Source organism: Curtobacterium sp. ZW137, from assembly GCF_003762905.1.
In the GTDB taxonomy this organism is placed as follows: Bacteria; Actinomycetota; Actinomycetes; order Actinomycetales; family Microbacteriaceae; genus Curtobacterium.
This window is the reverse complement of sequence record NZ_RJKS01000004.1, coordinates 249,165-272,579: the sequence shown is the minus strand read 5'-3', so window position 1 is coordinate 272,579 and position 23,415 is coordinate 249,165. Positions and strand designations below refer to the sequence as shown.

The 23,415-nt window shown below is 71.2% G+C and carries 23 protein-coding genes; 9 read left to right on the top strand and 14 right to left on the bottom strand.

Going from position 1 to position 23,415, the window contains the following annotated elements:
- The first annotated feature begins 107 nt into the window (after positions 1–107).
- The 4 genes from EDF55_RS14625 to EDF55_RS14610 are packed head-to-tail and all read left to right on the top strand — an operon-like array spanning position 108 to position 5,387.
- Entirely contained in the window at positions 108–1,775 is a 1,668-nt protein-coding gene (locus EDF55_RS14625; RefSeq protein WP_123655686.1) for an ABC transporter substrate-binding protein, read from the top strand.
- Positions 1,772–3,457 carry a dipeptide ABC transporter ATP-binding protein gene (locus tag EDF55_RS14620; protein ID WP_123655685.1) on the top strand — a complete coding sequence of 562 codons (1,686 nt, stop codon included), beginning with the start codon at positions 1,772–1,774 and terminating at the stop codon, positions 3,455–3,457. The genes EDF55_RS14625 and EDF55_RS14620 overlap by 4 nt, the downstream gene beginning before the upstream one ends.
- Entirely contained in the window at positions 3,454–4,392 is a 939-nt protein-coding gene (locus EDF55_RS14615; protein WP_123655684.1) for an ABC transporter permease, read from the top strand. Before EDF55_RS14620 ends, EDF55_RS14615 begins: the two co-directional genes overlap by 4 nt.
- On the top strand, positions 4,389–5,387 hold the full coding sequence (locus EDF55_RS14610) for an ABC transporter permease (protein WP_123655683.1): 999 nt from the start codon (positions 4,389–4,391) through the stop codon (positions 5,385–5,387). The genes EDF55_RS14615 and EDF55_RS14610 overlap by 4 nt, the downstream gene beginning before the upstream one ends.
- A 142-nt stretch (positions 5,388–5,529) precedes the next feature.
- Here the strand turns inward: EDF55_RS14610 and EDF55_RS14605 are convergent, their stop codons facing one another.
- Positions 5,530–6,837: a GNAT family N-acetyltransferase gene (locus EDF55_RS14605; protein WP_123655682.1), complete on the bottom strand. Its 1,308-nt coding sequence runs from the start codon at positions 6,835–6,837 to the stop codon at positions 5,530–5,532.
- 51 nt (positions 6,838–6,888) lie between these two features.
- Here EDF55_RS14605 and EDF55_RS14600 point away from each other — a divergent pair, with 51 nt between their 5' ends.
- Positions 6,889–7,398: a hypothetical protein gene (locus EDF55_RS14600; protein WP_123655681.1), complete on the top strand. Its 510-nt coding sequence runs from the start codon at positions 6,889–6,891 to the stop codon at positions 7,396–7,398.
- A 12-nt stretch (positions 7,399–7,410) separates the two neighbouring features.
- Here the strand turns inward: EDF55_RS14600 and EDF55_RS14595 are convergent, their stop codons facing one another.
- From EDF55_RS14595 to EDF55_RS14570, 6 genes are all read right to left on the bottom strand, one after another.
- A complete protein-coding gene (locus tag EDF55_RS14595; RefSeq protein ID WP_123655680.1) occupies positions 7,411–7,668 on the bottom strand; it encodes a hypothetical protein in 258 nt (85 codons plus the stop codon).
- Positions 7,669–7,748: 80 nt separating this feature from the next.
- Positions 7,749–8,276: a hypothetical protein gene (locus EDF55_RS14590; protein ID WP_123655679.1), complete on the bottom strand. Its 528-nt coding sequence runs from the start codon at positions 8,274–8,276 to the stop codon at positions 7,749–7,751.
- Between the two features lie 11 nt (positions 8,277–8,287).
- On the bottom strand, positions 8,288–8,887 hold the full coding sequence (locus EDF55_RS14585) for a signal peptidase I (protein ID WP_260236068.1): 600 nt from the start codon (positions 8,885–8,887) through the stop codon (positions 8,288–8,290).
- A 47-nt stretch (positions 8,888–8,934) separates the two neighbouring features.
- Positions 8,935–9,819, bottom strand: coding sequence for a hypothetical protein (locus EDF55_RS14580; protein ID WP_123655677.1), 885 nt, complete (start codon positions 9,817–9,819; stop codon positions 8,935–8,937).
- Positions 9,816–10,412, bottom strand: a complete 597-nt coding sequence (locus EDF55_RS14575; RefSeq protein WP_123655676.1) for a TasA family protein — start codon at positions 10,410–10,412, stop codon at positions 9,816–9,818. The genes EDF55_RS14580 and EDF55_RS14575 overlap by 4 nt, the downstream gene beginning before the upstream one ends.
- Positions 10,413–10,489: 77 nt before the next feature.
- Complete coding sequence (locus EDF55_RS14570) at positions 10,490–11,044, bottom strand: alternate-type signal peptide domain-containing protein (RefSeq protein ID WP_123655675.1); 555 nt, start codon at positions 11,042–11,044, stop codon at positions 10,490–10,492.
- 367 nt (positions 11,045–11,411) lie between these two features.
- Here EDF55_RS14570 and pnuC point away from each other — a divergent pair, with 367 nt between their 5' ends.
- The 3 genes from pnuC (at position 11,412) to EDF55_RS14555 (ending at position 13,655) form a co-directional block, all read left to right on the top strand.
- Complete coding sequence (gene pnuC, locus EDF55_RS14565; RefSeq protein ID WP_123655674.1) at positions 11,412–12,077, top strand: nicotinamide riboside transporter PnuC; 666 nt, start codon at positions 11,412–11,414, stop codon at positions 12,075–12,077.
- Positions 12,078–12,110: 33 nt separating this feature from the next.
- Positions 12,111–12,794, top strand: coding sequence for a hypothetical protein (locus EDF55_RS14560; protein WP_123655673.1), 684 nt, complete (start codon positions 12,111–12,113; stop codon positions 12,792–12,794).
- A gap of 201 nt (positions 12,795–12,995) precedes the next feature.
- On the top strand, positions 12,996–13,655 hold the full coding sequence (locus tag EDF55_RS14555; RefSeq protein ID WP_123655672.1) for a hypothetical protein: 660 nt from the start codon (positions 12,996–12,998) through the stop codon (positions 13,653–13,655).
- 99 nt (positions 13,656–13,754) lie between these two features.
- Here EDF55_RS14555 and EDF55_RS14550 read toward each other — a convergent pair whose 3' ends face one another.
- Genes EDF55_RS14550 through EDF55_RS14535 form a run of 4 tightly spaced genes read right to left on the bottom strand, consistent with a single transcriptional unit; the run spans position 13,755 to position 18,604 of the window.
- Entirely contained in the window at positions 13,755–15,419 is a 1,665-nt protein-coding gene (locus tag EDF55_RS14550) for a glycoside hydrolase family 13 protein (RefSeq protein ID WP_123655671.1), read from the bottom strand.
- A gap of 25 nt (positions 15,420–15,444) precedes the next feature.
- Positions 15,445–16,347, bottom strand: coding sequence for a carbohydrate ABC transporter permease (locus EDF55_RS14545; protein ID WP_123655670.1), 903 nt, complete (start codon positions 16,345–16,347; stop codon positions 15,445–15,447).
- Positions 16,347–17,297 (bottom strand): carbohydrate ABC transporter permease, encoded by a 951-nt coding sequence (locus tag EDF55_RS14540; RefSeq protein ID WP_123655669.1) that lies wholly within the window; start codon positions 17,295–17,297, stop codon positions 16,347–16,349. Before EDF55_RS14540 ends, EDF55_RS14545 begins: the two co-directional genes overlap by 1 nt.
- A gap of 11 nt (positions 17,298–17,308) precedes the next feature.
- Positions 17,309–18,604: an ABC transporter substrate-binding protein gene (locus EDF55_RS14535; protein WP_123655668.1), complete on the bottom strand. Its 1,296-nt coding sequence runs from the start codon at positions 18,602–18,604 to the stop codon at positions 17,309–17,311.
- Between the two features lie 134 nt (positions 18,605–18,738).
- On the opposite strand from EDF55_RS14535, the gene EDF55_RS14530 reads away from it, so the two are divergent.
- Entirely contained in the window at positions 18,739–19,935 is a 1,197-nt protein-coding gene (locus EDF55_RS14530) for an ROK family protein (protein ID WP_123655667.1), read from the top strand.
- A gap of 51 nt (positions 19,936–19,986) precedes the next feature.
- Here EDF55_RS14530 and EDF55_RS14525 read toward each other — a convergent pair whose 3' ends face one another.
- The 3 genes from EDF55_RS14525 to EDF55_RS14515 form a co-directional block, all read right to left on the bottom strand.
- Positions 19,987–21,198 carry an ABC transporter permease gene (locus EDF55_RS14525; protein WP_123655666.1) on the bottom strand — a complete coding sequence of 404 codons (1,212 nt, stop codon included), beginning with the start codon at positions 21,196–21,198 and terminating at the stop codon, positions 19,987–19,989.
- The gene (locus EDF55_RS14520) at positions 21,195–22,130 is read right to left on the bottom strand and encodes an ABC transporter ATP-binding protein (protein ID WP_123655665.1); all 936 of its coding nucleotides are present in this window, start codon (positions 22,128–22,130) and stop codon (positions 21,195–21,197) included. The genes EDF55_RS14525 and EDF55_RS14520 overlap by 4 nt, the downstream gene beginning before the upstream one ends.
- Positions 22,131–22,209: 79 nt before the next feature.
- Positions 22,210–23,400 (bottom strand): alpha-hydroxy acid oxidase, encoded by a 1,191-nt coding sequence (locus EDF55_RS14515; protein WP_123656005.1) that lies wholly within the window; start codon positions 23,398–23,400, stop codon positions 22,210–22,212.
- Between the last annotated feature and the right edge of the window lie 15 nt (positions 23,401–23,415).

Genomic DNA, 23,415 nt, shown 5'->3' with positions numbered 1-23,415 from the left:
CGCCAGAGCAGCACGGCCGAGCACCCGAACCGGGCAGCACTGCACTGCACAGCACAGCACAGCACAGCACAGCACCGCAGCACCAACCCCACGAGGAGCACCCCGTCATGAGACGCCCGAAGCGCCTGACCATCACCGCGGCCGTGGCCGCAGCAGCAGCCCTGGTCCTGACGGGCTGCTCGGGCGGCGGCGCCTCGGACGACGCCACGAGCGCGACGTCCAAGGGCGGGACGCTCAACATCCTGACGACGGCCACCGCGGTGCACCTCGACCCGGCGACCAGCCAGAACCTCAACATCACGACGCTCGGCCTGGTGCTCCGCCGCCTGACCGCCTGGGACGTCGAGCCCGGCAAGACCGCCAAGGTGGTCCCGGACCTCGCGACGAACACCGGCGACTCGAGCGACGGCGGCAAGACCTGGACCTACCACCTCAAGAAGGGGCTGAAGTTCCAGGACGGCTCGGCGATCACCACGAAGGACATCAAGTGGGGCATCGAGCGCTCGTTCGCGCCGACCCTCACCGGTGGCCTGAGCTACCACAAGTCGCTCCTGGTCGGCGGTGACACCTACAAGGGCCCGTTCGACGGCAAGACGCTCGACAGCATCGAGACCCCGGACGACTCGACCATCGTCTTCAAGCTGAACGCGGCGTACGGTGACTGGCCGTGGCTCGTGTCGATGCCCGCGTTCGCCCCGGTCCCCGAGGGTGACGGCACGGACACCGGCGCCTACGACGCCAAGCCCGTCGCGAGCGGCCCGTACCAGGTGCAGTCGAACCAGCAGGGCTCGCAGATCACCCTGGTCCGGAACAAGTCGTGGAGCGCGAAGACCGACTCGGTCCGCACCGCCGGTCCGTCGAAGGTCGTGTTCAAGGAGTCGCAGGACCCCTCGACGGTGACCCAGACGCTCATCGCCGACAACGGCGATGCGAAGGACTCCTTCGGCGCCACCTACCTCGGCGCGGCCGAGTTGAACCAGGTGCGCTCGAACCCGTCCGCGCAGGACCGCCTCGCCACGTCGAAGGCCGGCCCGATCCAGTACATGGCCATCAACACGCAGAAGGGGTCGCTCAAGGACCTCAAGGTGCGCCAGGCCCTGCAGTACGCCGTGGACAAGAAGTCGTACCGGATCGCCGCGGGCGGTGCGCTCGCCGGCACCTACGCGTCGACGCTGATCACGCCGGGCATCGCCGGGCGGCAGGACTACGACCTCTACGAGACGAAGGCCACCGGCGACGTCGCCAAGGCGAAGTCGCTCCTGCAGCAGGCCGGCGCGACCGACCTGAAGCTGACGCTCCTGACGCCGAACGACCCCTCGTCGCTCGCCGAGTCCCAGGCGCTGCAGTCCGGCCTGAAGCGCGCCGGCATCACGGTCACACTGAAGCCGGAGGACTCCGACTCGTTCTACACGGACGCGACGAACGGCAGCGACTACGACCTCGCACTGTTCGGCTGGCAGCCGGACTTCCCGAGCGCGAACGCCAACATCCAGCCGCTCTACGCCTCGTCGCAGGTCGGTGACGGCGGCTACAACGTCTCGCAGTACAGCAACCCGGACGTCGACAAGCTGATCGACGAGGCCACCGGAACGGTCGACCAGGACGCCGCGCAGAAGCTCTGGGCGCAGGCGGACAAGAAGATCATGGAGGACGCTCCGGTCGTCCCGCTGATCTACGCGAAGCAGTCGTTCCTCGCCGGGTCGAACGTGCAGGACTTCCAGATCGCGGACTTCCCGGCGTACCCGAACTACCTCAAGGTCTCGCTCGGCAAGTGACGGATCCGATCCTGCAGGTCGAGGGGCTCCGCGTCGCGTTCGGCGACGCGGAGCCCGTCGTCCGTGACGTCTCCTTCGACCTGACGCCCGGTCGGGTGCTCGCCCTGGTGGGGGAATCCGGCTCGGGCAAGTCCGTCAGCGCCATGAGCGTGCTCGGGCTGCTGCCGCCGCAGGCCCGGGTTTCCGGCAGTGTGCGGTTCCGCGGCGCCGAGCTCGTCGGAGCATCGGTGGACGAACTCCGAGCGGTCCGCGGGGCGGGCATCGGCGTGGTCTTCCAGGAGCCGATGAACTCGTTCACGCCGGTCCTGTCGATCGGCACGCAGATCGCCGAGGCGGTCCGGGCGCACCCGCGTGGGCTCGACCGCGCCGGGGTGTCCGCTCGCATCGACGAGCTGTTGCGTTCCGCCGGCCTCGCCGATCCGGCGCGGATCCGGAAGGCGTACCCGCACGAGCTCTCCGGTGGGCAGCTCCAGCGCGCGATGATCGCGATGGCGCTCGCCGGTGACCCGGTCGCGCTGATCGCGGACGAGCCGACGACGGCACTCGACGTGACCGTGCAGGCCGGCATCCTCGACCTGTTGCGGACGCTCTGCCGTGAGCGTGACCTCGCAGTCCTCCTCATCACGCACGACATGGGCGTGGTCGCGGACGTCGCGGACGAGGTCCTGGTGATGCGTCGGGGCGAGCCCGTCGAGCACGGTGCGGTGGACGCGCTGTTCGCGGGGCCGCAGGCCGCGTACACGCGCGCACTGCTGGCAGCCGTTCCCAGCCTGGAGGCTCGGCATGCGTCCGCAGGGTCGGTGACGGCTCTCGATGCGGCCGGTCCGCAGGGCCGCGCCTCCGTTGCGGACGCCAGCCCAGCCTCCCGTCCGGTGGTCGCCCGTCTGCGCGACGTGAGCGTCCGCTACGACCGTCGGGGTGCACCCACCGTCTCCGGGATCGACTTCGAGCTCCGTGCCGGCGAGACCCTCGGGCTCGTGGGGGAGTCCGGCTCCGGCAAGTCCACGATCGGGCGGGCGCTGGCCGGCCTGGTGCCGGTCGTCGGCGGCGCGGTCGAGGTGGACGGCAGCGACCTCCGGACCGCCCGCGGACGACGGCTGCGCGAGATCCGCAGCCGCGTCGGCATCGTGTTCCAGGACCCGGCGTCCTCGCTCAACCCGCGGCAGACCATCGGGTGGAGCATCGCGGAGCCGCTGCTCGTGCACGGCTCGTCGTCGGCCGACCGCGGCGTGCGGGTCCGCGACCTGCTCGAGGCCGTGCAGCTCGACCCGACCTGGGCCGAACGCTTCCCGCACGAGCTCTCCGGCGGACAGCGCCAGCGCGTTGCCGTCGCGCGGGCACTGGCCCTGCGGCCCGCACTCGTCATCGCCGACGAGCCGACGTCCGCGCTCGACGTGACCGTGCAGGCCGCCGTGCTCGACCTGCTCTCGGCGCTGCAGGACGAGTTCGGGTTCGGCATGCTGCTCATCAGCCACGACCTCGCGGTCGTGCGCCAGCTCGCCGACGAGGTCGTCGTCCTGCACGACGGCCGGGTCGTCGAACGGGGCGTCACCGAGGCCGTGCTGGACGACCCGCAGGAGGACTACACGCGCATGCTGCTCGCCGCCGCTCCCGTGGCCGACCCCGCCCGCCAGGCCGAACGCCGGGATGCGTGGCGCGAGCTCGTCGGAGGTGCCTCGTGACCGCGAACGTCGTCGACCGGCCCGTCGCCGCGTCGGCGGGGCGCTCGACCGGCTTCCGCGCCGTCGTCCGGCGCGTCCGCCAGGACCGCTGGGCCGTCGTCTCGGCGATCGTCATCGTCGTCTTCCTCGTCGTCGCCGTGTTCGCGCCGGTGATCGCCGCGATCAGCGGACAGGACCCGTACGGGTACAACATCAACGCGCTCAACTCGTTCGGAGCGCCCAAGGGTGCGCTCGGCGGGGTGAGCGGGACGCACTGGTTCGGGGTCGAGCCGCTGACCGGCCGCGACCTGTTCGCGATCGTGACGTACGGCGCGCGGACCTCGCTCGGGATCGGGCTCGCGGCCACCGCGATGTCGATCGTGATCGGCGTGCTCGTCGGCGTCACGACCGGGTTCTTCGGCGGCTGGTACGACCGCGTGCTCTCGCGCGTGGTGGACGTGATGTTCGGCTTCCCGTCGCTGGTCTTCATGATCGCGCTCACCGCGATCGTGCCGACGTCGTTCCCGAAGCCGCTGCTCGTCGTCCTGGTCATCGGGTTCTTCGGCTGGCCGTCCGTCGCGCGCGTGATCCGCGGCCAGACGCTGTCGCTGCGCACCCGGAACTACGTCGTCGCGTCCACCGCGCTCGGCGCCGGACGCTGGCACGTGATCCGGACGCAGCTGCTGCCGAACCTGGCGGCGACGATCACCGTCTACGCGACGATCTCGATCCCGTCGATGATCGGGGCCGAGGCCGCCCTGTCGTTCCTGGCCGTCGGCGTCACCCCGCCGACGCCGTCCTGGGGCCGGAGCATCGGCGACGCGATCGGCTGGGTGCAGACCGACCCGATGTACCTCGTCTTCCCCGGCGCCGCGCTGTTCCTGATCACCCTGGCGTTCAACGTCCTCGGCGACGCCCTCCGCGACGCGCTCGACCCCCGAGGAGGCTCCCGGTGAGCACGCTCCGATTCCTGCTCGTCCGCGTGCTCGGTGCCGTCGTCGTGCTGCTCGTCGTCGCCGCGGTGACGTACGCCCTGTTCATGCTGCTGCCGACGAACCCCGCGCGGGCGATCTGTGACAAGCCCTGCACGCCCGACCGGTTGCGCGAGGTGCAGGCGTTCCTCGGTACCGACAAGCCGTGGATCGCGCAGTTCCTGGCGTACCTCGGCGGCATCTTCACCGGGCGGAGCTTCGGCAGCGGCGTCTCCGCGATCCAGTGCGCGGCACCGTGCTTCGGGTACTCCTTCCAGCTGCACGAGAGCGTGACGTCCCTCATCGTCACGCGCCTGCCCGTCACCGCCTCGATCGCGGTCGGGGCGGCCGTGCTGTGGCTCGTCGCCGGCGTCGCCGGCGGAGCGGCCTCGGCACTCCGCCGTGGTTCCGCGCTCGACCGCACCGTGATGGGCATCGCCGTCGCGGGCGTCTCCGCACCGTCCTACCTGGTCGGGCTCCTCGGCATCCTGCTGTTCGGGTTCGTCCTCGGGATCCTGCCGACGAGCGGGTACGTGCCGTTCACCGAGGACCCCGTCGGATGGCTGACGCACCTGATCCTGCCGTGGTGCGTCCTCGCGTTCATCAGCGCGGCGATCTACGCCAGGCTGACCCGCGGCGAGATGCTCGAGGCGATGTCGCAGGACTTCGTCCGGACCGCCCGCGCGAAGGGCATCCGCGAACGCCAGGTGGTCGTGCGGCACGGCCTCCGGACGGCGATCCTGCCCGTGGTGACGCTGTTCGGGCTCGACCTCGGGTCACTGCTCGGCGGGGCGGTCATCACCGAGAAGGTGTTCTCGATGCAGGGCCTCGGGGCACTGCTGATCGACGCGGTGCACACGCTCGACCTGCAGGTCGTCGTCGGGTTCACGCTGTTCTCGGCGTTCCTCGTGGTGACGGCGAACGTCATCGTCGACGTGGTCTACGCGTTCGTCGACCCGCGGGTGCGGCGCCGGGCGTAGGCGAACGCGGCGCCGATCGGCGCCGCACAACCGAAAACACCCCGAACCACGGGAATCCGTGGTTCGGGGTGCTTTCTGTTGTGCAAAGGCGCGGCGCAGCTGCGCCGCGGCCGCGGCGGCGCAGCCGCCCGCCGCCCGCGCCTCAGAAGTACGTGATGCCGTGCGGGGTCCGGGCCGGCAGGAGCATCGCGCGGAGGCGCACCGCGACCGCCGGGTCCGCCGCACGCAGCAGCCCCGCCGCCGCGAGCGTCACCGGGGACACCGACCCGAGCAGCAGCGTACCGAGGTCCGCCACGTCGAGCGAGACGTCCGGCGCGTCGGACACCCGCGTGACCGTCCCCACGCCGGACGCCACGTCGAGCCGGTACGTCCCCGCGGCGAACCCGAGCGAGTCCGACACCTCGAGCACGATCGACCCGTCGACGGCGTACGGCCGCGAGCGCAGCGTCGCCGGGACGTCGAGCACCCGGAGCCACACGTGGTCCTCCTCGTGGTCGACGTCGTACGCCCGGTTGTCCCCGAGCGCCGTCACGATCGGGTCGTCGAGCCGCGAGCGGTTGTACTTCACGACGTCGTTGAGGTCGATCGAGAGCAGGAACTCCCAGAGCGAGAGGTAGGCGGCGTCGGTCGCGTAGACGAGGTCGACGACCTCGACGGCGGTGTCCTTCCCGTCCTGCTTGACCCGCCACGTGACGTACCCGTCGACGACGTCGGACCCGTCGGCCCGGTGCACGGCGGCCCGGACGTCCTTGGCCTTCTCGCCGTCGCCGGTGAACTCGCCGAAGACCACCGGCCAGGTGCCGGTGTTCCGCACCATCGACCCCGGGGTGCGCTCGTGGAACCGCGCGAAGACGTCCTTCCCGACGCCGTCGGCGAGCCAGGCGAGCGGCACGACGGTCACGGTGCCCGTCGTCGGCGCGAGGAACGGGAGCGCACGGTTCCGGCGGACGCTGACGGCGCGCTCGCGGATCGCGCTGCCGAACCCGAAGCGGCGGTAGATCGTGCCCTCCGACGCGGTGAGGGACGCCATCGCGTAGCCCTCTTCGACCCCGCGGGTGAGCGCGTGCGTCATCATCGCGCGGAGGATGCCCCGGCGCCGTTCGGTCGGCCGGACGGTGACCGCGGAAATGGCCTGCGTGTCGACGGAGGACCCGTCGCCCCAGCTGAGCGGCTTGCGGAACCAGGTGAACGTGCCGGCGGGCCAGGTCTCGTCCACGGAACCGGGGAGGGGCTGCCGGACGTACACGCCGAGGAAGGTCTCCTGGTCGGCGACGAAGTACGACGCCATCCGCGCAGCGTTCTCCGGTGAGCCAGTGCTCTCGTGGAAGCCCATCGCGACGGCTTCCAGCCAGGCGGCGGTGCGCTCGTCCGGTGCCCCGTCGGCATCGGTGCCGGGGGTGAACTCGCGCAGGTCGAAGCGGTCGGTGAAGTCGTCGTTGATCTGGGCCACGTGCCGACCCTATCGGTGGCGTGTGACGCGCTGCCCTGTCAGGATGCCCACATGGGGGAACGAACGAGACGCGCGGGCCTGGTGCTCGCCGCGCTGACCGCGATGACGCTCTCCGGGTGTGCGGTCCAGGGTGGCCCGGCCGCGCTCGAGACGCCGGGCAGCGCCACACCGGTCAGCACACCGGGCGCCACGCCGGGCACGACACCGGGCGGCGCCGGGGACGGGCCGCCGCAGTACTCGCTGAACAAGCGCCACCATGAACGCACCGAGGTCCGTGACGTCGACCGCCCGGCACTCCAGAGCGCCGCGGGCACGGTCCGCCGTGCGCTCGCGGATGCGCCCCGTCCGGTCACCGAGGCGGCAGCACGCCAGGCACTCGCCGACGCCGGCGCACCCGACCCGTGGCTCGTCGTGGACGCGACGACCGGTGCCGTCCGGTTCGAGGCGCAGGTCGACCAGCACGGCTGCCTGGTCGGCGGCGTCGACGAGGACGGCACGGTCACCGCGGAGCCCGACGGCTTCGTGCTCGACGGCGGCTGCCACGCGCTGGACGGCCACTGAGCCGACACTCGTTCAGCGGCGGCCGAGCACCTGCCGGCCGAAGACCGCGCCGAACCGGCCGACGGATCCGATCGACAGTGCCGAGCCGACGGAGCCGACCGACAGGAACGACCCGACGGACAGCACCGACGCGAACGACCCGATGCTCAGCACTGCGACGCTGCTGAACAGCGCGCCGACGGCGCACCAGGACGCGACGGACGCGATGCTGCGGGACGACGCGATCGCGCCGACCGAGTCGGTGGACGCGACGGAGCGGCTGTGGGACATGGCCTCACCGTACGCGCGGACGGGAGGCCCGGCTCGCCGCCGCCGCTCGGCCGACGGTCCGTCGGCGGCAGGCCCGGCACTCAGTCGGTCGCGCCCGCCGGCGGGTCGACGAGCAGGCCGACCCGGTCGACCAGGTAGTCCGCGAGCGGCACCGTCGAACCCGCAGTGGGGGACCAGCGGACGAGCGGCACGTCGTCCTGGACGAGGAGCACCCCGCCGCCGTCGACGAGCGTGTCGTCGAGCGGGATCGGCGTCGCGCCGTGGTTCACGGTGTCCCCGGCGTCGAAGTGTCCACGGACGGCGGCAGCCCGGTACGCCCGTCGGGTCTCGGCGGACACCGACTGGAACTGCGCGCGGCCCGGGTCGGTGACCCGCGTGATGGTGCCCGTCGCCCACACCCGCCCGCCGGTCTCGATCGAGGAACCGATGAGCAGCGCGCCGACCCGCCAGACGCGGCCGAGGGACCGGATCGCCGGTTCGCGGTGGATGCCGAGCACCGACTTCGGCTGCACGTACTCACCGAGCGCCTCGTCCGGGGCACCGGCGGCCCGGAGCCGTCGTGCCGCGTCGTCGAGCAGCTCGCGGGTCCGCGTCACACCGTCCGTCACGACGCCCGAGCCTAGACCGAGTGCGCTCCACGACGTCGGCCACGACGTCGGTCCCGGTCCCGGTCCCGGGCCCGGCCACGGTCACGGTCCCCGGCCCGCCCACGCCGGCGCCGGACCGAGGAGACGACACCGACCGTCACCGTGACCGCGCTGTACGCGAGCAACACGCCCGCCACGGCGGGGATGAGCCAGCTCCGCGAGCCGTTGACGAGCTGGTTGACGTACCCGACCTCGGGGACGCTGTACCAGACGACGCCGCGGACCTGCGCTGCCGTCACCGGCTGCGCATCGGGGGCGGCGTTGTTGTCGCCCTTGAGGACGAACGTGCGGGAGCCGTCGGACGAGGACGCGATCGAGACGACCCGGTGGCTGATCACGGCCGGCTGTCCGGACACGATCTGGTAGGTGACGACGTCCCCGACGTGGATGTCCGCGATCGGCGTGGGGCGCACGACGATCAGCGTGCCCGGGGGCAGCGTCGGCTCCATCGACTGCGTGAGCACGGTCAACGGCGTCGACCCCGAGGCCTTCGGGATGACGATGAGCACGACCGCCAGGCCGGCGACGAGCAGGAGGAGCCCCGTGCTCGCGCCGAGGACGACCGCGTGCACGACGGCACGCCAGCCGGTACGCCGGGCCGGGGCGGCGGCGGATGACGTCAGGCGCCGCATCGGATCGCCGCCCCGTCGTTCTGGGTGAAGAGCGTCACGGGGCCGCTGCCGGCGACGGTGGTCGTCGCGTTGCCCGCGCTGTCGATGACCTTCACGGTCACCGTGACGGTGCCGCTCGACGCGACGCTCTTGGGGATGTCCTGCGGCGCGAGGGTGATCCGCGCGGAGTAGTCCTGCGCCTTCTGCCCGACCATCGTGGTGCCGACGAACGCCGCGTACCAGGTGTCGGTCGGACGGGACGACGCCGGCCACGTGACGTCGACGTAGTTCCCGCTGTGGTCGGTGCACGTGAGCGCTGCCGCCGCGGCGGACGTGTTGAGGTAGAAGCCGCCCTGCAGGACGCCCGAGGTCCACGTGCCCGCGGTGAGCGTGAGGTTGACGTTGACGTTCGTGGTGGTGGAGGCCGGCGCGGACGAGGTCGGCGTGCTGCGCGTGCACCACACGGCGCTGGCACCGGCGGCGAGCTTCGACGACATGCTCGGGAGCGATGCCCAGGTGCCCGTGACGGAACCGCTGCCGACGGCCGTCGAATCGGTGCAGGCCGCAGCCGATGCGACCGGCCACGCGACGACCGTGACCGCCTGTGCCAGAGCGGTCGAGCTGCCGGACACGACGGAGACCGTGGTCGAGGTGGTCCCGGCGATCGACCCGGAGTTGGTGAACGTGACCGGCTTCGTCACGGAGGTCACGGTGGACGAGAACGTCGTCGTGATCGCACTCGTGCCGCTGATCGACGCGGAGACCTTGCCGATCGTGACGCTGGACGCCGTCGTGGCGGTGGCAGTCCACAGCGCCCACGCCGCGCTCGAACCGCCGGCGACGAACACCGCGGTGAGGAGTGCGGCGAGGAGCACGCGGAACCGGCGGCTCACGACGCCACCTGCGTCCCGGTGACGGTGAGCGTGAAGTCGGTGACGGCGCCGGCGACTGACTGGGGGGCGTCGGCGTCCAGGTCGAGCTCGACGCAGCCGATCCCGCTGGCGCCGACGGGGAGGGTGTAGTAGCCGCTGCCCGTGTCGAACGTCGCCACGCGGGCGCTGGCACCGGAGAGTCCGGCCCGGCAGTCCGCGGCGGTCGCGACGACGGACAGCTTCAGGGTCTCATCACCCAGCACGGTCGCACTGGAGGCGCTGGTCGCGTACGCCACGGTCGTCGCGGTGGTCGAGACCCGCATCGAGAGCGGGACGGTGCCCGTGTTCGCGACGGTGAAGGTCCCGGTCACGCCGGTCCCGGGTGCGAGGACCGCGGTGTTCATCGCCGTCAGCGCACCGACGCGAATGGTGGCCGTCCCGGACTTCACGGTCGACGCCGTGGTGCTCGCCGCGCCGTTCCAGAGGGCGTACGTGCCGCCGGTGCCGACCAGCGCGACGACGACCGCGACGACCAGGGCGAGCACCGTCGGCCAGACCCAGCGCGCGCGGCGGGGTGCGCGGTGGCGCCCCGTCCTCGTCGCTGTCCCGGTCATGCTCGTTCCCCTGGTCGTCGTGGTCGTGTGGGTGGACTCGGCGTGGTGAGCGGATCAGGGACCCACCACGCCGAGGCTCAGGACGCGATCGCGGTCTGCGTCAGCGTGAAGGCGAGGGCGCCGACGTTGAGCGTGCCGCCCTGGCCGTTCGTCGCGGAGCTCGGCAGGGAGATCGTGAAGACGACCTTGACGGTGGAGGTGGACGCCGAGGGCGACACCACGAAGGTGTTCGCATTCGACGTCGACTGCACGACGGAGGCGCTGGACGACGTGACCGCGAGGGTCTTCGTGGTGGCCGCGAGGAGTGTGGCGTCGCCGGTGATGCTCTGGCTGGCGTAGGTCAGGTTCGCCTTGAGGTCCTGACCGGTCGCGCCGATGTTCAGCGTCTGCGTGAACTGGTACGTGTTGCCCGGGACCATGAGCGCGGTCGTCGGGTTGATCGCGGCGGAACGGCCGTTGGTGATGTCGGTCCAAGCGCCGTCGTTGTTGGCGCTCAGGGTCAGGGTGCCCGAGCTGATCGAGGACGCGGCGCTCGAGGCGCTGGCGTTCCAGAGTGCGAAGGTGCCCGCTCCGCCGAGGAGGAGGGCGACGCCGGCGGCGCCGGCGATGGCACCGGTGACGATCTTGTGCATGGGGGTGTCCGTTTCTGCGCAGGGGGGAGCGCTGAAGGCCACGGGCACGGTGGTTCGGGTTGTCGTGCCGGTGGGACGTTGTCATCGACCCAGTGGTTCGAGGGGTCGCGGCTGACCTGTGCCGGGAGTGGATCGCCGGGCTCCGAGGCTCTGAGCGACTCGGGCGGGCTGGATCCGCTCCGGTATCGAATCTAGCCGGTCCCCCAAAGTGCCGACAAGAGGGAACATGCACTCGCATGGACCCAGTCCGGGGGTGATTTTCGTCCCCGACAGTGCGGACATGGTTTGTACCCCGATTCGAGTGCGGGTGCGGCGGAATGCCGGACCGACCCATACGGTTGCATCGACCGGAAACGAGGAGGGACCCATGGGCATCGTGCACTGGCTGTTCGACGCGCAGATCGTCATCGGTGACCAGACGGTGCTCTGGCGCGAGGTGATCGGCAACGTCTTCGGTCTGCTCAGTGCGCTCGGTGGCATGCGCCGGAAGGTCTGGGCGTGGCCGGTCGGCATCATCGGGAACGCCCTGCTCTTCACGGTCTTCATGGGGGCGCTCTTCGACACCCCGAACCCGGTCAACCTGCTCGGTCAGGCCGGTCGCCAGGTCATGTTCGTCATCGTGAGCATCTACGGCTGGTACCGGTGGACGCACCGTCCCGCGGAGGCGACGAGCGTGATCGACCCGCGCTGGGCCTCCTGGCGGACCCGTCTCCTGCTCGTCGTCGCCCTGGTGGGCGGCGCCGCGGTGCTGACGCCGATCTTCCGCGCGCTCGGCTCGTACGAGCCGGTCTGGTCCGACGCCTGGATCTTCGTCGGCTCGCTCCTCGCCACCTACGGGATGGCGAAGGGTTGGGTGGAGTTCTGGCTCATCTGGGTGGCCGTCGACCTGGTCGGCGTCCCGCTGCTCTTCTCCGCCGGGTACTACGCGTCCGGGCTGATGTACGTCTTCTACGGCGTCTTCACCCTGACCGGCTTCTTCGTCTGGGCGAAGCAGCGCACGAAGCCCCCGGCGGCACCGGTCACCGTCGGCTGAGCATGCCTCAGCGCCGCCGAGCATGATGGGCGCATGAGCGAGGGCGCCTTCGGCACCGGGTGGCGCGTGTACCGCGCACATCGACGGGAGTTCCTGGACCCGGTCCGGCTCCGTCGTCGCACGATCGTCGGCGCGGCCGTCGCGTTCGTCGCGGGCGCGGTCCTCGTCGTCACCGACCTGCTGACGCCGTGGACCGGGAGCACCCTGGCTGCGTCGCTGGTGATGGCGGTCGCCTGGGCCGGCGCCGTCGGGTGTTTCTCGGCGGCGTTCACGCGGTCCGCCGGCCGTGTCCCCGTGCCGTCCGGGCCCCGCCTGGTCGGGTGGCGGCGTTCCGAGCGCATCGGTCGTCAGTTCGCGGCCCGGCCGCCCGAGCTGTTGCCCGAGGACCGGGACGAGGTCATCGCGAGGGCCACCGAGACGATCGGACCGGCGATCGGGAGCATCGACCGGCTGCGGTGGGTGCCGCTCGGCTGGTTGGCGGTGTGGATCGGAGCACTCGTCAGCGGCCTGGCATGGCAGTCCGTGATCGCGCTGCTCCTCGCGCCGGCGTCCATGCTGCTGCAAGGTGGGACCTGGTTCACGGCCGTCGTCTGGCTCGGTCGTGCGGAACTGACCCGCCGCCGCGTCGAGGCCACCCCGCCGTACACGCCCCCGCCCCCGAACGCCGCGCGGAACACGGAGCCGCGCGGCTCGAAGCTCGCCCTCCCCGACGCGTGAGCGGCAAGGCGCCGCGCGAGACGCCGCACGCCGCGCGAGACGCCGCCGAAGAGCGAGGCGTCTCGGCAGGACGGCGGCGCCTCGTGCACACGAGGGCGCCTCGCACGCGCCAGCACGCACCGGAACGGGCGCGACTACACCGGCTGGACGGCCCCCGGTCTGGGTCGAGACACCCGCCCGCCGATGGGGTGGGATGGTCCCGTGGAGACCCTCACTGACGACACGATCGTCGACGAACAGACGACCGCGGAGCGCCTCATCAGGGCCGCCATCCGTGCGTACCGCCTGCACCCCTTCAACCAGGTCGACGCCGCCGTGATCGCGGACGTCGCCGGCCTGCCGCTCGACGCCGTCGCGCGGGCGTTCCCCACGTGGGACGCCCTGCTGCTCGTGACCTACGACCACTGGACGACCCTCCGCGGGTCGACCCGGCTCCGGAAGCCGACGTGCACCATCGACCACGTGCGGATGACCCTCGCCGAGGATGTCGCCGACCCGGGCCTGGTCCGGGTCCTCGCGGGCGTGATCAACATCGCCGGTGCGGACACGACCTTCGCGGGACTGTTCCGGAAGCGCTACGAGGAGTACGTCGCCACGCTGACGGCCGGGCTCCAACGTGACTTCGACCGCGGTGCGGAGGACTTCGTCGTCCCCGCCGACCGCGCTGCGACGCAGCTCCTCGCGCTCTACGAGGGCTTGCAGATCCAGCTGCTCGTGCGCCCGCACCTCGACGTGCTGGCCGAGTACGACCACGCGGTGCACGCCCTCCGCGAGGGTTGGCGCCGCCGCGAGGTCCCCGCGTGGGACCTCGACCTGATCCCGGCGTCGTCGGCCCCGAGGTCACCGGTCCTGGCGGACTGACCCGCCGGACGTGACGGCCGCCACGGGGCCACCCCGTGACGGACGGGAGGCACGGCGCCTGCCCGCACCGTGCCTCCCGTCCGATCCCCGGTCGCGTTCCTACGCGCGCAACCAGGCCGTCCCCACGCCCGCCAGGGCGCCGTCTGCCACCGGAGCCGAGGCGAGCAACAGCTCACCGGCGGGGAGGTCGTAGGGCTCGTCGCCGAACACCGTCACACTCGTCCAGCCGTTCGGCCGGCGGAACGCGAGGACGTCGTCGCGACCCGTCTCGAGCCACTCGAGGTGCTCCTCGGACTGCAGCTGCCCGCGGAGACCGAGCGCCTTCCGGTACAGGTTCAGCGTCGAGTCCGGGTCGGTGTCCTCGGCCTCGACGGAGGACGCGCCGAACCAGGCCGGCTGCGGCAGGTGCGAGCCGCCGGGACCGAAGCCGAACGAGGAACCGGTGCGGGTCCACGGGATCGGGACGCGGCAGCCGTCGCGGCCGACGTCGACGCCCGGGTTCCGGAAGAACGCCGGGTCCTGACGGTCGGCGTCGGGGATGTCGCCGACCTCCTGCAGGCCGAGCTCCTCGCCCTGGTACAGGTACGCGGAACCGGGCAGGGCGAGTTCGAGCAGCGTCGCGGCCTTCGCCCGACGGAGCCCGAGGTCCTGGTCGAGGTCGTCCTGCGAGCCGCCGGCGAGGAGCCAGGCGCCGCCCTGCTTCTCGGTCGTGCCGTTCCGGGCGGGGAGCGCGTAGCGGGTGGCGTGCCGGACGACGTCGTGGTTGGAGAACACCCACGTCGTCGACGAGCCGGACTGCTCGGCGAGGCCGAGGTTGAACTCGATGATGCTGCGGAACGACCCGGCGTCGAAGTCGGCCTCGAGGAGGTCGAAGTTGAACGCCTGCCCGAGCCCGTCGGCGCTCGCGTAGCGGGCGCGGCGGTCCGCGGCGACCCACGCCTCGGCGACGGCGGTGCGTGCCGGCGTGTACTCGTCGAACACCTTCCGCCACTCGGCGTAGATCTCGTGGACGTCGTCCCGGTCCCAGAGCGGGTGCGTGCCGTCCTTCGGCAGTTCGGCGAGCTCGGCCCAGGTCGGCAGCACCTCGCCGAGGTCCTTCGCGAGCCCGTGCGCGACGTCGATGCGGAAGCCGTCGACCCCGCGGTCGGACCAGAAGCGCAGCGTGTGCAGGAAGTCGTCGCGGACCTCGCGGTTCGCCCAGTTCAGGTCGGGCTGCTCCTTCGCGAAGGAGTGCAGGTACCACTGGCCGTCGCCTGCGGCGGTCCAGGCCGGGCCGCCGAAGATCGAGATCCAGTCGGCGGGCGCCGCGCTCTTGTCCGGACCGGTGCCGTCGCGGAAGACGTACCGGTCGCGGGCGGGGGACCCGGCCGGGCTGGCGAGGGCCTCGCGGAACCACGCGTGCCGGTCGCTCGTGTGGTTCGGGACGATGTCGACGATCACCCGGATGCCGGCGCCGTGCAGGGCCTCGACCATCGCGTCGAAGTCGTCGAGGGTCCCGAGCTTCGGGTCCACGTCGCGGTAGTCGTCCACGTCGTAGCCGCCGTCGGCGAGGGCGGACGGGTAGAACGGGCTGAGCCACACCGCCTCGACGCCGAGCGACGCCAGGTACGGCACGCGCTCGGTGATGCCGCGCAGGTCACCGATCCCGTCACCGTTCGCGTCCGCGAAGGAGCGGGGGTAGATCTGGTAGACGCTCGCCTGTCGCCACCAGGTCTCGTCGGTGGCGGTGGTCGCGGTGGCCGGCTGGGCCAGGATGTCGGTCATGGGGTCCTCTCGGGGGTCCGGTCGATCACTTGATGGCACCCTGCGTCACGCCCGCCATCACCCATCGCTGGGTGACGAGGTAGACGATGATCGCGGGGGCCATGGCCATCAGGTACGAGGCGAACGACACGTTGTAGTTGTTGCTGAACTGGGTCTGGAAGATCTGCTGGAGCACCGGCAGCGTCTGGAGCGCCGGGTCCGCGGTGATGAGCGCCGGCATCATGTAGTCGTTCCACGAGGCGAGGAAGGCGAAGATGCCGACCGTCGCGCTCATCGGTGCGAGCAGCGGGAACACCAGCTGCCAGAACACCTGCCACGTGCTCGCCCCGTCGATGCGGGCGCTCTCCTCGAGCTCCCCGGGGATCGACCGGAGGAACGCGGTGAAGAGCATCACGCTGAACGACAGCTGGAACATGACGTGCAGGATCGCGACGCCGAACGGGTTGTCGAGCCCGACCATGCCGGTCAGCTTCACCTGCGACAGCGCGAGGACCGGGAACGGCAGGAACATCGCGGCGAGCAGGTAGAAGAACGACCAGCGGAACAGTCGGCGCTCCCAGTTCCGGGCGATCGCGTACGCCGCGAACGACGCCAGCAGGATCGTCCCGACGACGGTGATCGCGGCGACCATCACCGAGACGCCGAACGCCCGCGGGAAGTCGGTCAGCTGCCAGGCCTCGACGAAGCCCTGCACGCTGAACGGCGCCGGCAGCGAGAACGCGTTGCCGTCGACCGCCTGGCCGGTGGTCTTGAACGCCATGCTCAGCGTGACGTAGAGCGGGATCAGGACGGAGAACGCGCAGACGACCAGGACGATGGTCAGGGTCCAGTTGCCTCGCCCGCGGCGGCCGTGGGTCTTGTCGGCGTCCACGGAGCGGACGCTGCCGGTGAGCGTGGTGCGGGTGTTGAGCGGTGCTTGGACGGTCATCAGAACGAGGCCTTCCCGCGGGTGGCCCGCAGCTGGACGATGGCGATGACGACGGCGATCACGAAGAAGATCGTGGCGTTCGCCATCTGGTACGAGTAGTCGCCGTTGGAGAACCCGTTGAAGATCGACATCGCGACGCTGGTCGTCGAGGTGCCGGGGCCGCCGTTCGTGAGACCGACGATGACGTCGTACGCGTTCAGGAAGTTCTTGAACCCGATGACGAGGTTGATGACGATGTAGCCCGCGGTGAGCGGCACCGTGATCGAGAGCAGCTGCCGCCATGACGACGCGCCGTCGAGCGATGCCGCCTCGTACACGTCACCGGGGATCGAGAGCACGCCGGCGATGTAGATGAGGAGCGTCGACGGGATCGCCTGCCACGCGGTGACGATGACGATCGCGATCCACGCCAGGTCCGGGTTCGCGAGGATGCTCTGCTCGAGCGGGCCGAAGCCGAGCGCGGTCGCCGCGGCCGGCAGGCTGTTCGAGAACAGGAACGAGAACACGTAGGCGATGACGATGCCGGAGATCACCATCGGCAGGACGAACACCGCGCGGAGGGCGATCTTCCCGCGGATCTTGGACGTCAGGCCGATGGCGAGCAGGAACGCGATCGCGTTCACCAGCAGCACCGTGACGAGCGCGAAGCCCATCGTGAAGAGGTACGCCTGCAGGATCGCGGGGTCGGAGAACACGGCGCGGTAGTTCGTCAGCCCGATGAACCCGAACTCGCCGAACCCGACGGAGTCGGTGAAGCTCAGGACGATGCCCATCACGGCCGGCAGCGTGATCGCCAGCGTGAAGATGACGAGCGTCGGCAGGAGGAACGCGAGGAAGACCGGGTCGAGTCGCCGCCGCGGACGGCGCATGCCGGCCGGGAGGCCCGGTGCAGCTCCGCCACGGCGGCGGCGGTCCGCCGTCGTGATCGATTCAGTGGTCGTGGTTGCCATTCGTCGACTCCTTAGGCGGACCGGAGCGCGAGCCGCGCCCAGTCGGCGTCGAGGGTGCGGAGCTGCCGCGCGGGGTCGCCGCCCAGGGCGATCGCCTGGGCGTAGTTCGCGACGGGGATCTCGGCGGGGATGAGCTGCGAGGCGCCGAGGGAGAACGCGGCGGAGTCGTAGAACGACTGCATGCCGGCGAGCGCGGGGTTCGAGGCCGGCGGGGCGTCCTTCCGGACGCCGAAGCCGTTGTTGTCCGCGTTGTACTTGTCGTTGACCTTCGGCTGCATCAGGAAGGTCAGGAAGTCGCGGGCGGCTTCCTGCTTCTTCGACTGCTCCGGGATCCAGAGTGCGAGGTCGACGTTGACCCGGACCTTCCGGTCGTCCGGGTCGTCGGTGACGGGCAGCGGGAACGTGCCGAGGTCCATGTTCTTCGTGGTCTTCGCGATCTCGCCGAGTGCCCACGGTCCCTGCATGTACATCGCGGCCTTGCCCTGGGCGAACGCCAGGTTGCCGTCGCCGTACCCACGGCTGGCGGCGTCCTTGTTCGACCACTTCGCGAGCTGCGTCATGCGCTGCATCGGCATCGCGAAGTCCTTCTCGAACGACACCTTCGAGTCCTTGCCGACGCTCGTGCCCTCACGCTGCAGGGACGCGAAGGTCGCCGGCACGTCGAGTGCACCGCCGATGCTGTAGTCGAACATCCCCTGGGCGATCGTCCACGTGTCCTTGTAGGTGTTGTAGAACGGCGTGACCCCGGCGGCGGTGAGCTTGTCGCAGACGGCGGCGAGCTCGGTCCAGGTGGTTGGGACGTCGACGCCGTTGTCGGCGAACAGCTGCTTGTTGTAGATCACGCTGGCGGACATCACCGAGTAGGGGAGTGCGCTCTTGCGGCCCGGGTAGTCCGCGGTCTGCTCCATGAGCGGCCACAGGTCGGGGTTGATCGTGTCCGCCTGCTCGAGGTCGGACAGGTCGGTGAGGGCGCCGTGCTCGACGAACGGCACGACCGAGAAGTTGTAGTTCCAGCACCCGAGGTCCGGCGGCGCGTTCCGCACGAAGTTCGCGGACATGTTCGACGTCGAGTCGCGGATCACCCGCACGCTCGACTGGCTGTCGTGGAACTGGGCGATCAGGTCGTCGAAGTACCCGATGACCTCGGGCTTCGACACGTAGAACGTGATCGTCTCGGGTCGCTTCGATGACGATCCGATCGGGGCGCACCCGGCGAGTGCGAAACCGCTGGCGATGCCGCCGGCCCCCAGCAGGAACGACCGTCGGCTGACCCCCGCGGTGTTCCGAGTCGTGGCGTGTTGCTTCACGTCGTCTCCGTCCGTCCGGACCCGGCGTCCCTGCCGTTCCGGAATCGCGGACCGGCTCCGGCGCCGCCCGCAGGACTAAATGTAGCGAGAAAATCTAATAGCGCAAGGAACTCGCGTCGCGGTAGTGTCACGACATGCCGCAGCGCCGTGGAACCGCACGCGGGTCGAGTGCCGAGATCGTGCTCGACCATGCGTTCGCCGCGCGCGCCTTCACCGCGACAGAGGCGATGGACGCCACGGGCCTGACCCGCTCCACCGTGCTCGCGGCCTGCGACGAACTCGTCCGGCTCGGCTGGATCCGCGAGCTCGACGACGCCCGCGCGGCGGGGGAGTACCGGATGGGACGGCCGGCCCGGCGGTACGGGCTCGACGAGCGCGCAGGCGTGGTCGTCGGCATCGACGCCGGGCAGCACCGGATCGCCGTGCTCGTCGCCGACCTGCGCGGGACCGTGCTCGGGCGTGCCTCCGGCGACCTCGGGGAGGCCGGCCTCGACGTCCCCGTCCGGCTCGGGGTCATCCGGGACACGGTCGCACGGGCACTTGCGGCGGCCGCGGTCCCCGGCGACGACGTCCTGGTCACCACCGTCGGGGTCCCCGCGCCCGTCGATGCCGTCGGTGCCTCGCCGGCCGACGACGGCGGCTACTGGGCGGCGATGAACCCCGGCTTCGGGGCGGTGCTCCGGCAGGGCACCGTCGTGGTCGAGAACGACGCGAACCTCGCGGCCGTCGCCGAACGCGGTGCCGGTGGCGACGGTTCGTTCGCCGCACTGCTCGCCGGCGAACGGTTCGGCACCGGCCTGGTGGTCGACGGCACCCTGCTCCGCGGCGCGCACGGCGGCGCGGGCGAGATGCGCGTGCTCGACCTGGTGGCCGGCGTGGGTTCGCCCGAGGGACTCGGGAGCACGGCTCGGGTGCTCGCCGCCGAGGCGGTCGCGGACGGCCGCGTGCTCCCCGGCACCCCGCTCGCCGCGGCCACGGACGGCATCGACGCAGCGGCCCTGTTCGCCGCCGCCGAGGCCGGCGACGCCGTCGCGGTCGAGCTCGTCGAACGGCTCGGCGACCGGCTCGCCCGGGTCTGCGTGGTGCTCGCGAGCCTGCTCGACATCGACCGCGTCGTGGTCGCCGGCGCCATCGCCGAGCCGGCGGAGGTCGTCATCGCCCACGCCCGCCGGCTGCTCGACACGTGGCACTACGACCCCGTGCCGACGATCGTCGCGTCCACGCTCGGCGCGGACGTCGTCGTCCGCGGTGCGATCGCGCTGGCGCTCGACGTGGTGCGCGAGGCACCGCTTGCGCTCAGTCTGCCCGGGCGGACCGCGATCGTCGCGTGACGGTAACGGTGACGGTGACCGTCATGGTGACTGCGGCCACGCGCGTGCGGGTCAGCGCCGCCGCCAGGAGAGCACCTGCCGGACGGTGACCTTCGACCCGTACTGGGCGACCGAGTGCCGGAACAGGTACTGCGCGAACCAGAGCAGCACGAACGCGACGGCGAACACCTCGACGACGCAGATCACCGACTCCACCGGGGACAGCGCACCGACCGCGTTCCGCACCATCGCGGTGACCGGGGTGAACGTCGGGAAGTAGGTGAAGAAGGTGGCGACCGGCGACGACGGGCTCGTCATCACGAAGAACGCCGCGTAGACCGGGATGATCAGCGAGAAGATCGCCGCCGACTGCAGCGTCGAGGCGTCCTTGATCGAGGGGACGGCGGCGCCGACGGTCACGAAGAGCGCCGACGCGAGCAGCACCCCGCCGAGCAGCAGCAGGGCGCCGACGAGCATCCGCCACGGGTCGATGACCACGTCCCCAACCCGGCCGGCGACGAGCGGGACGACGACCACGAGCGAGAGCAGGCCGGGCACCAGGAACACCCCGATCTGGACCAGACAGACCAGCAGCATCGCGACGACCTTGCCGCGGATGAGGTCCCCGGCGGTCACCGTGGTGAGGATCATCTCGGAGATGCGGTTCTCCTTCTCCTCCACGACCACCGTCACCATGCGGGCGGCGAGCAGGATCACCAGGCCGAAGAACGCGGCGACGTAGACCAGCGGCGGCACGATCGACAGCCACCCGGGCGCGACCTTCCCGTTCGCGTAGGCCGTCACGTCCGCGGTCGGTGGGGAGCGGAGGATGCTGACCGCCTCCGGGTCGTCGACCTCCGCGGCCACGCTCTGCTCCAGCACGCGCTGCGCGAGCGATGAGTACCCGCCGTTCTCGAACAGCCCGCGGTCCTTCGCGGTCACCGTGATCGAGTCCGTCGACGGGGACTCGGGGAACACGACGAGCGCGTCGAGCCGGCCGGCGACCACGTCGGCCCGGTCCCCGGACGGATCGGTGGACGGGGTCCCGCCCCAGCGTGCCGCGACGGACTCCGAGACCAGGCCGGAGTGGTCGACGTAGTGGAACGGGGTCTTCGTCGCCGACGAGCTCGAGACCGCGGAGTCGGTGCCGGCGGCCTGCCCGACCCCGACGAGCAGGGACACCACGATGATGACGAACGGGAGCGCGAGGGTGCCGATCCAGAACGCGGGCTTCTTGACCGCGCGGACGAACTCGAACCGGATGACCGTGCCGATACGGCTCATCGTGCTCCTCCCGCCATGCGCTCGTCGGCGCCCGCGTCGTGGCCGTAGACCTGCACGAAGATCTCGTCGAGCGGGATCCGGCGCATCTCGAAGCCGGTGACGTGCACGCCGGCGGCGACCAGCGACGCCAGGATGTCCGACCCGTCCGCTGCTGCCGACGTCGAGGGCACGAGGTAGGCGACGTGCCCCTCGTGCCGGGCGAGCTTGTAGAGCGGGGACGGCGGGACCGGACCGTCGAGCGCGACCTTCGCGACGGCGCCGCCGAAGGTGTCCTGCACCTCGGGGATGGAGCCGTACGCGGCCGCGGTGCCGTCCTTGAGCAGGAGGATCCGGTCGCAGAGCCGCTCGACCTCGTCCATGTGGTGCGTCACGAGGATCACCGTCGCACCGTCGGCCTTCCGCTCGTCGACCAGGTCGAGCAGCAGCCGGCGGTTCACCGGGTCGAGGCCCTTCGTCGGCTCGTCGAGGATGAGCAGGCGCGGCCGGTCCATGATCGTGATCCCGAGCTGGACCTTCTGCTGCTGCCCACCGGAGAGCTTGTCGACGCGGGCCTTCGCCCGGTCCGCGAGCCCGACCCGCGCCAGGTAGTCCATCGACCAGGCCGTCGCCGCGGGGCGCTTCATGCCGCGGAGCGCCGCGAAGTACGTCATCACGTCGAGGACGGACTCCTTGCGGTACAGCCCGCGCTCCTCGGGGAGGTACCCGATCCCACCGGTGGCCGGCCGGTACGGGTGCCCGTCGATCGTGAGCGTGCCCGAGGTCGGCGACGTGATGCCGAGCAGCGCGCGGATCGTCGTCGTCTTGCCGGAACCGTTGCTGCCGAGGAGCCCGAAGGTCTCACCGGGGGCGATGTCGAACGAGAGCCCGTCCACCACCGCACGGTCCCCGAACCGCATCACGAAGTCCTGCACGCTGATGCTCGCCCCGGCCATGGAGCCCCCTTCTCGCTCCGCCGACCCTACCGGCCGCCGCTGGACCGCCCCCTCCGGGGACGGTCCGGATCGACGCTGACTACCGGCCGAGGGGCACCAGGCGCGCCAACTGGGTGACGTGACCGGGCTCGAGCTCCTCGAGCGACGCGACACCGAGCAGGCGCATGGTGCGCTCGATCTGTTCGGAGAGGATCTGGATCATCCGGTCCACCCCGGCCTCGCCACCCGCCATCAGCCCGTAGAGGTACGCCCGGCCGACCATCGTGTACCGCGCACCGAGGGCGACGGCGGCGACGATGTCCGCGCCGGACATGATGCCCGTGTCCAGGTGCACCTCGGTGTCGTTCCCGACCTCCTTCACGACCTGCGGCAGCAGGTGGAACGGCACCGGGGCGCGGTCGAGCTGCCGGCCGCCGTGGTTCGAGAGCGTGATGCCGTCGACACCCATGTCGGCCAGGCGCTTCGCGTCCGCCAGGGACTGGACGCCCTTGACGACGACCTTGCCCTTCCACTGCGAGCGGATCCAGGCGAGGTCCTCGTAGGTGACGGTCGGGTCGAACATGTGGTCGAGGAGCTCCCCGACGGTGCCGGACCAGCGGTCGAGCGAGGCGAACGCCAGCGGTTCGGTGGTGAGGAAGTCGAACCACCACCACGGCCGCGGGATCGCGTTCACGATGGTCTTCACGCCGAGCTGCGGCGGGATCGAGAACCCGTTGCGCTTGTCGCGGAGCCGCGCTCCCGCGACGGGCACGTCGACGGTGACCAGGAGCGTGTCGAACCCGGCCTTCTCGGCGCGGGACACGAGCGCCATCGACTTCTCGCGGTCCTTCCACATGTAGAGCTGGAACCAGTTCCGACCGTGCGGGTTGGCATCGCGGACGTCCTCGATCGCGGTGGTGCCCATCGTGGAGAGCGCGAACGGGATGCCCGCGCGTCCGGCGGCGCGGGCTCCGGCCCGCTCGCCCTCGGTCTGCATCATCCGCGTGAACCCGGTCGGCGCGATGCCGAACGGGTACGCAACCGGCGACCCGAGCACGTCCCAGGAGGTGTCGACCGAGGACACGTCGCGCAGGATCGCGGGCGTGAACTCGATGTCCTCGAACGCCTGGCGCGCACGGGCGAGCGAGATCTCCGCCTCGGCGGCGCCCTCGGTGTAGTCGAACGCGGCACGCGGGGTGCGGCGCTCGGCGATGTCCCGGAGGTCCCAGATCGTCAGCGCCTGGTCGAGCCGCCGACGCCGGGCGTTCAGGTCCGGCTTCTTGAACTGCATGAGCGGCGCGAGGTC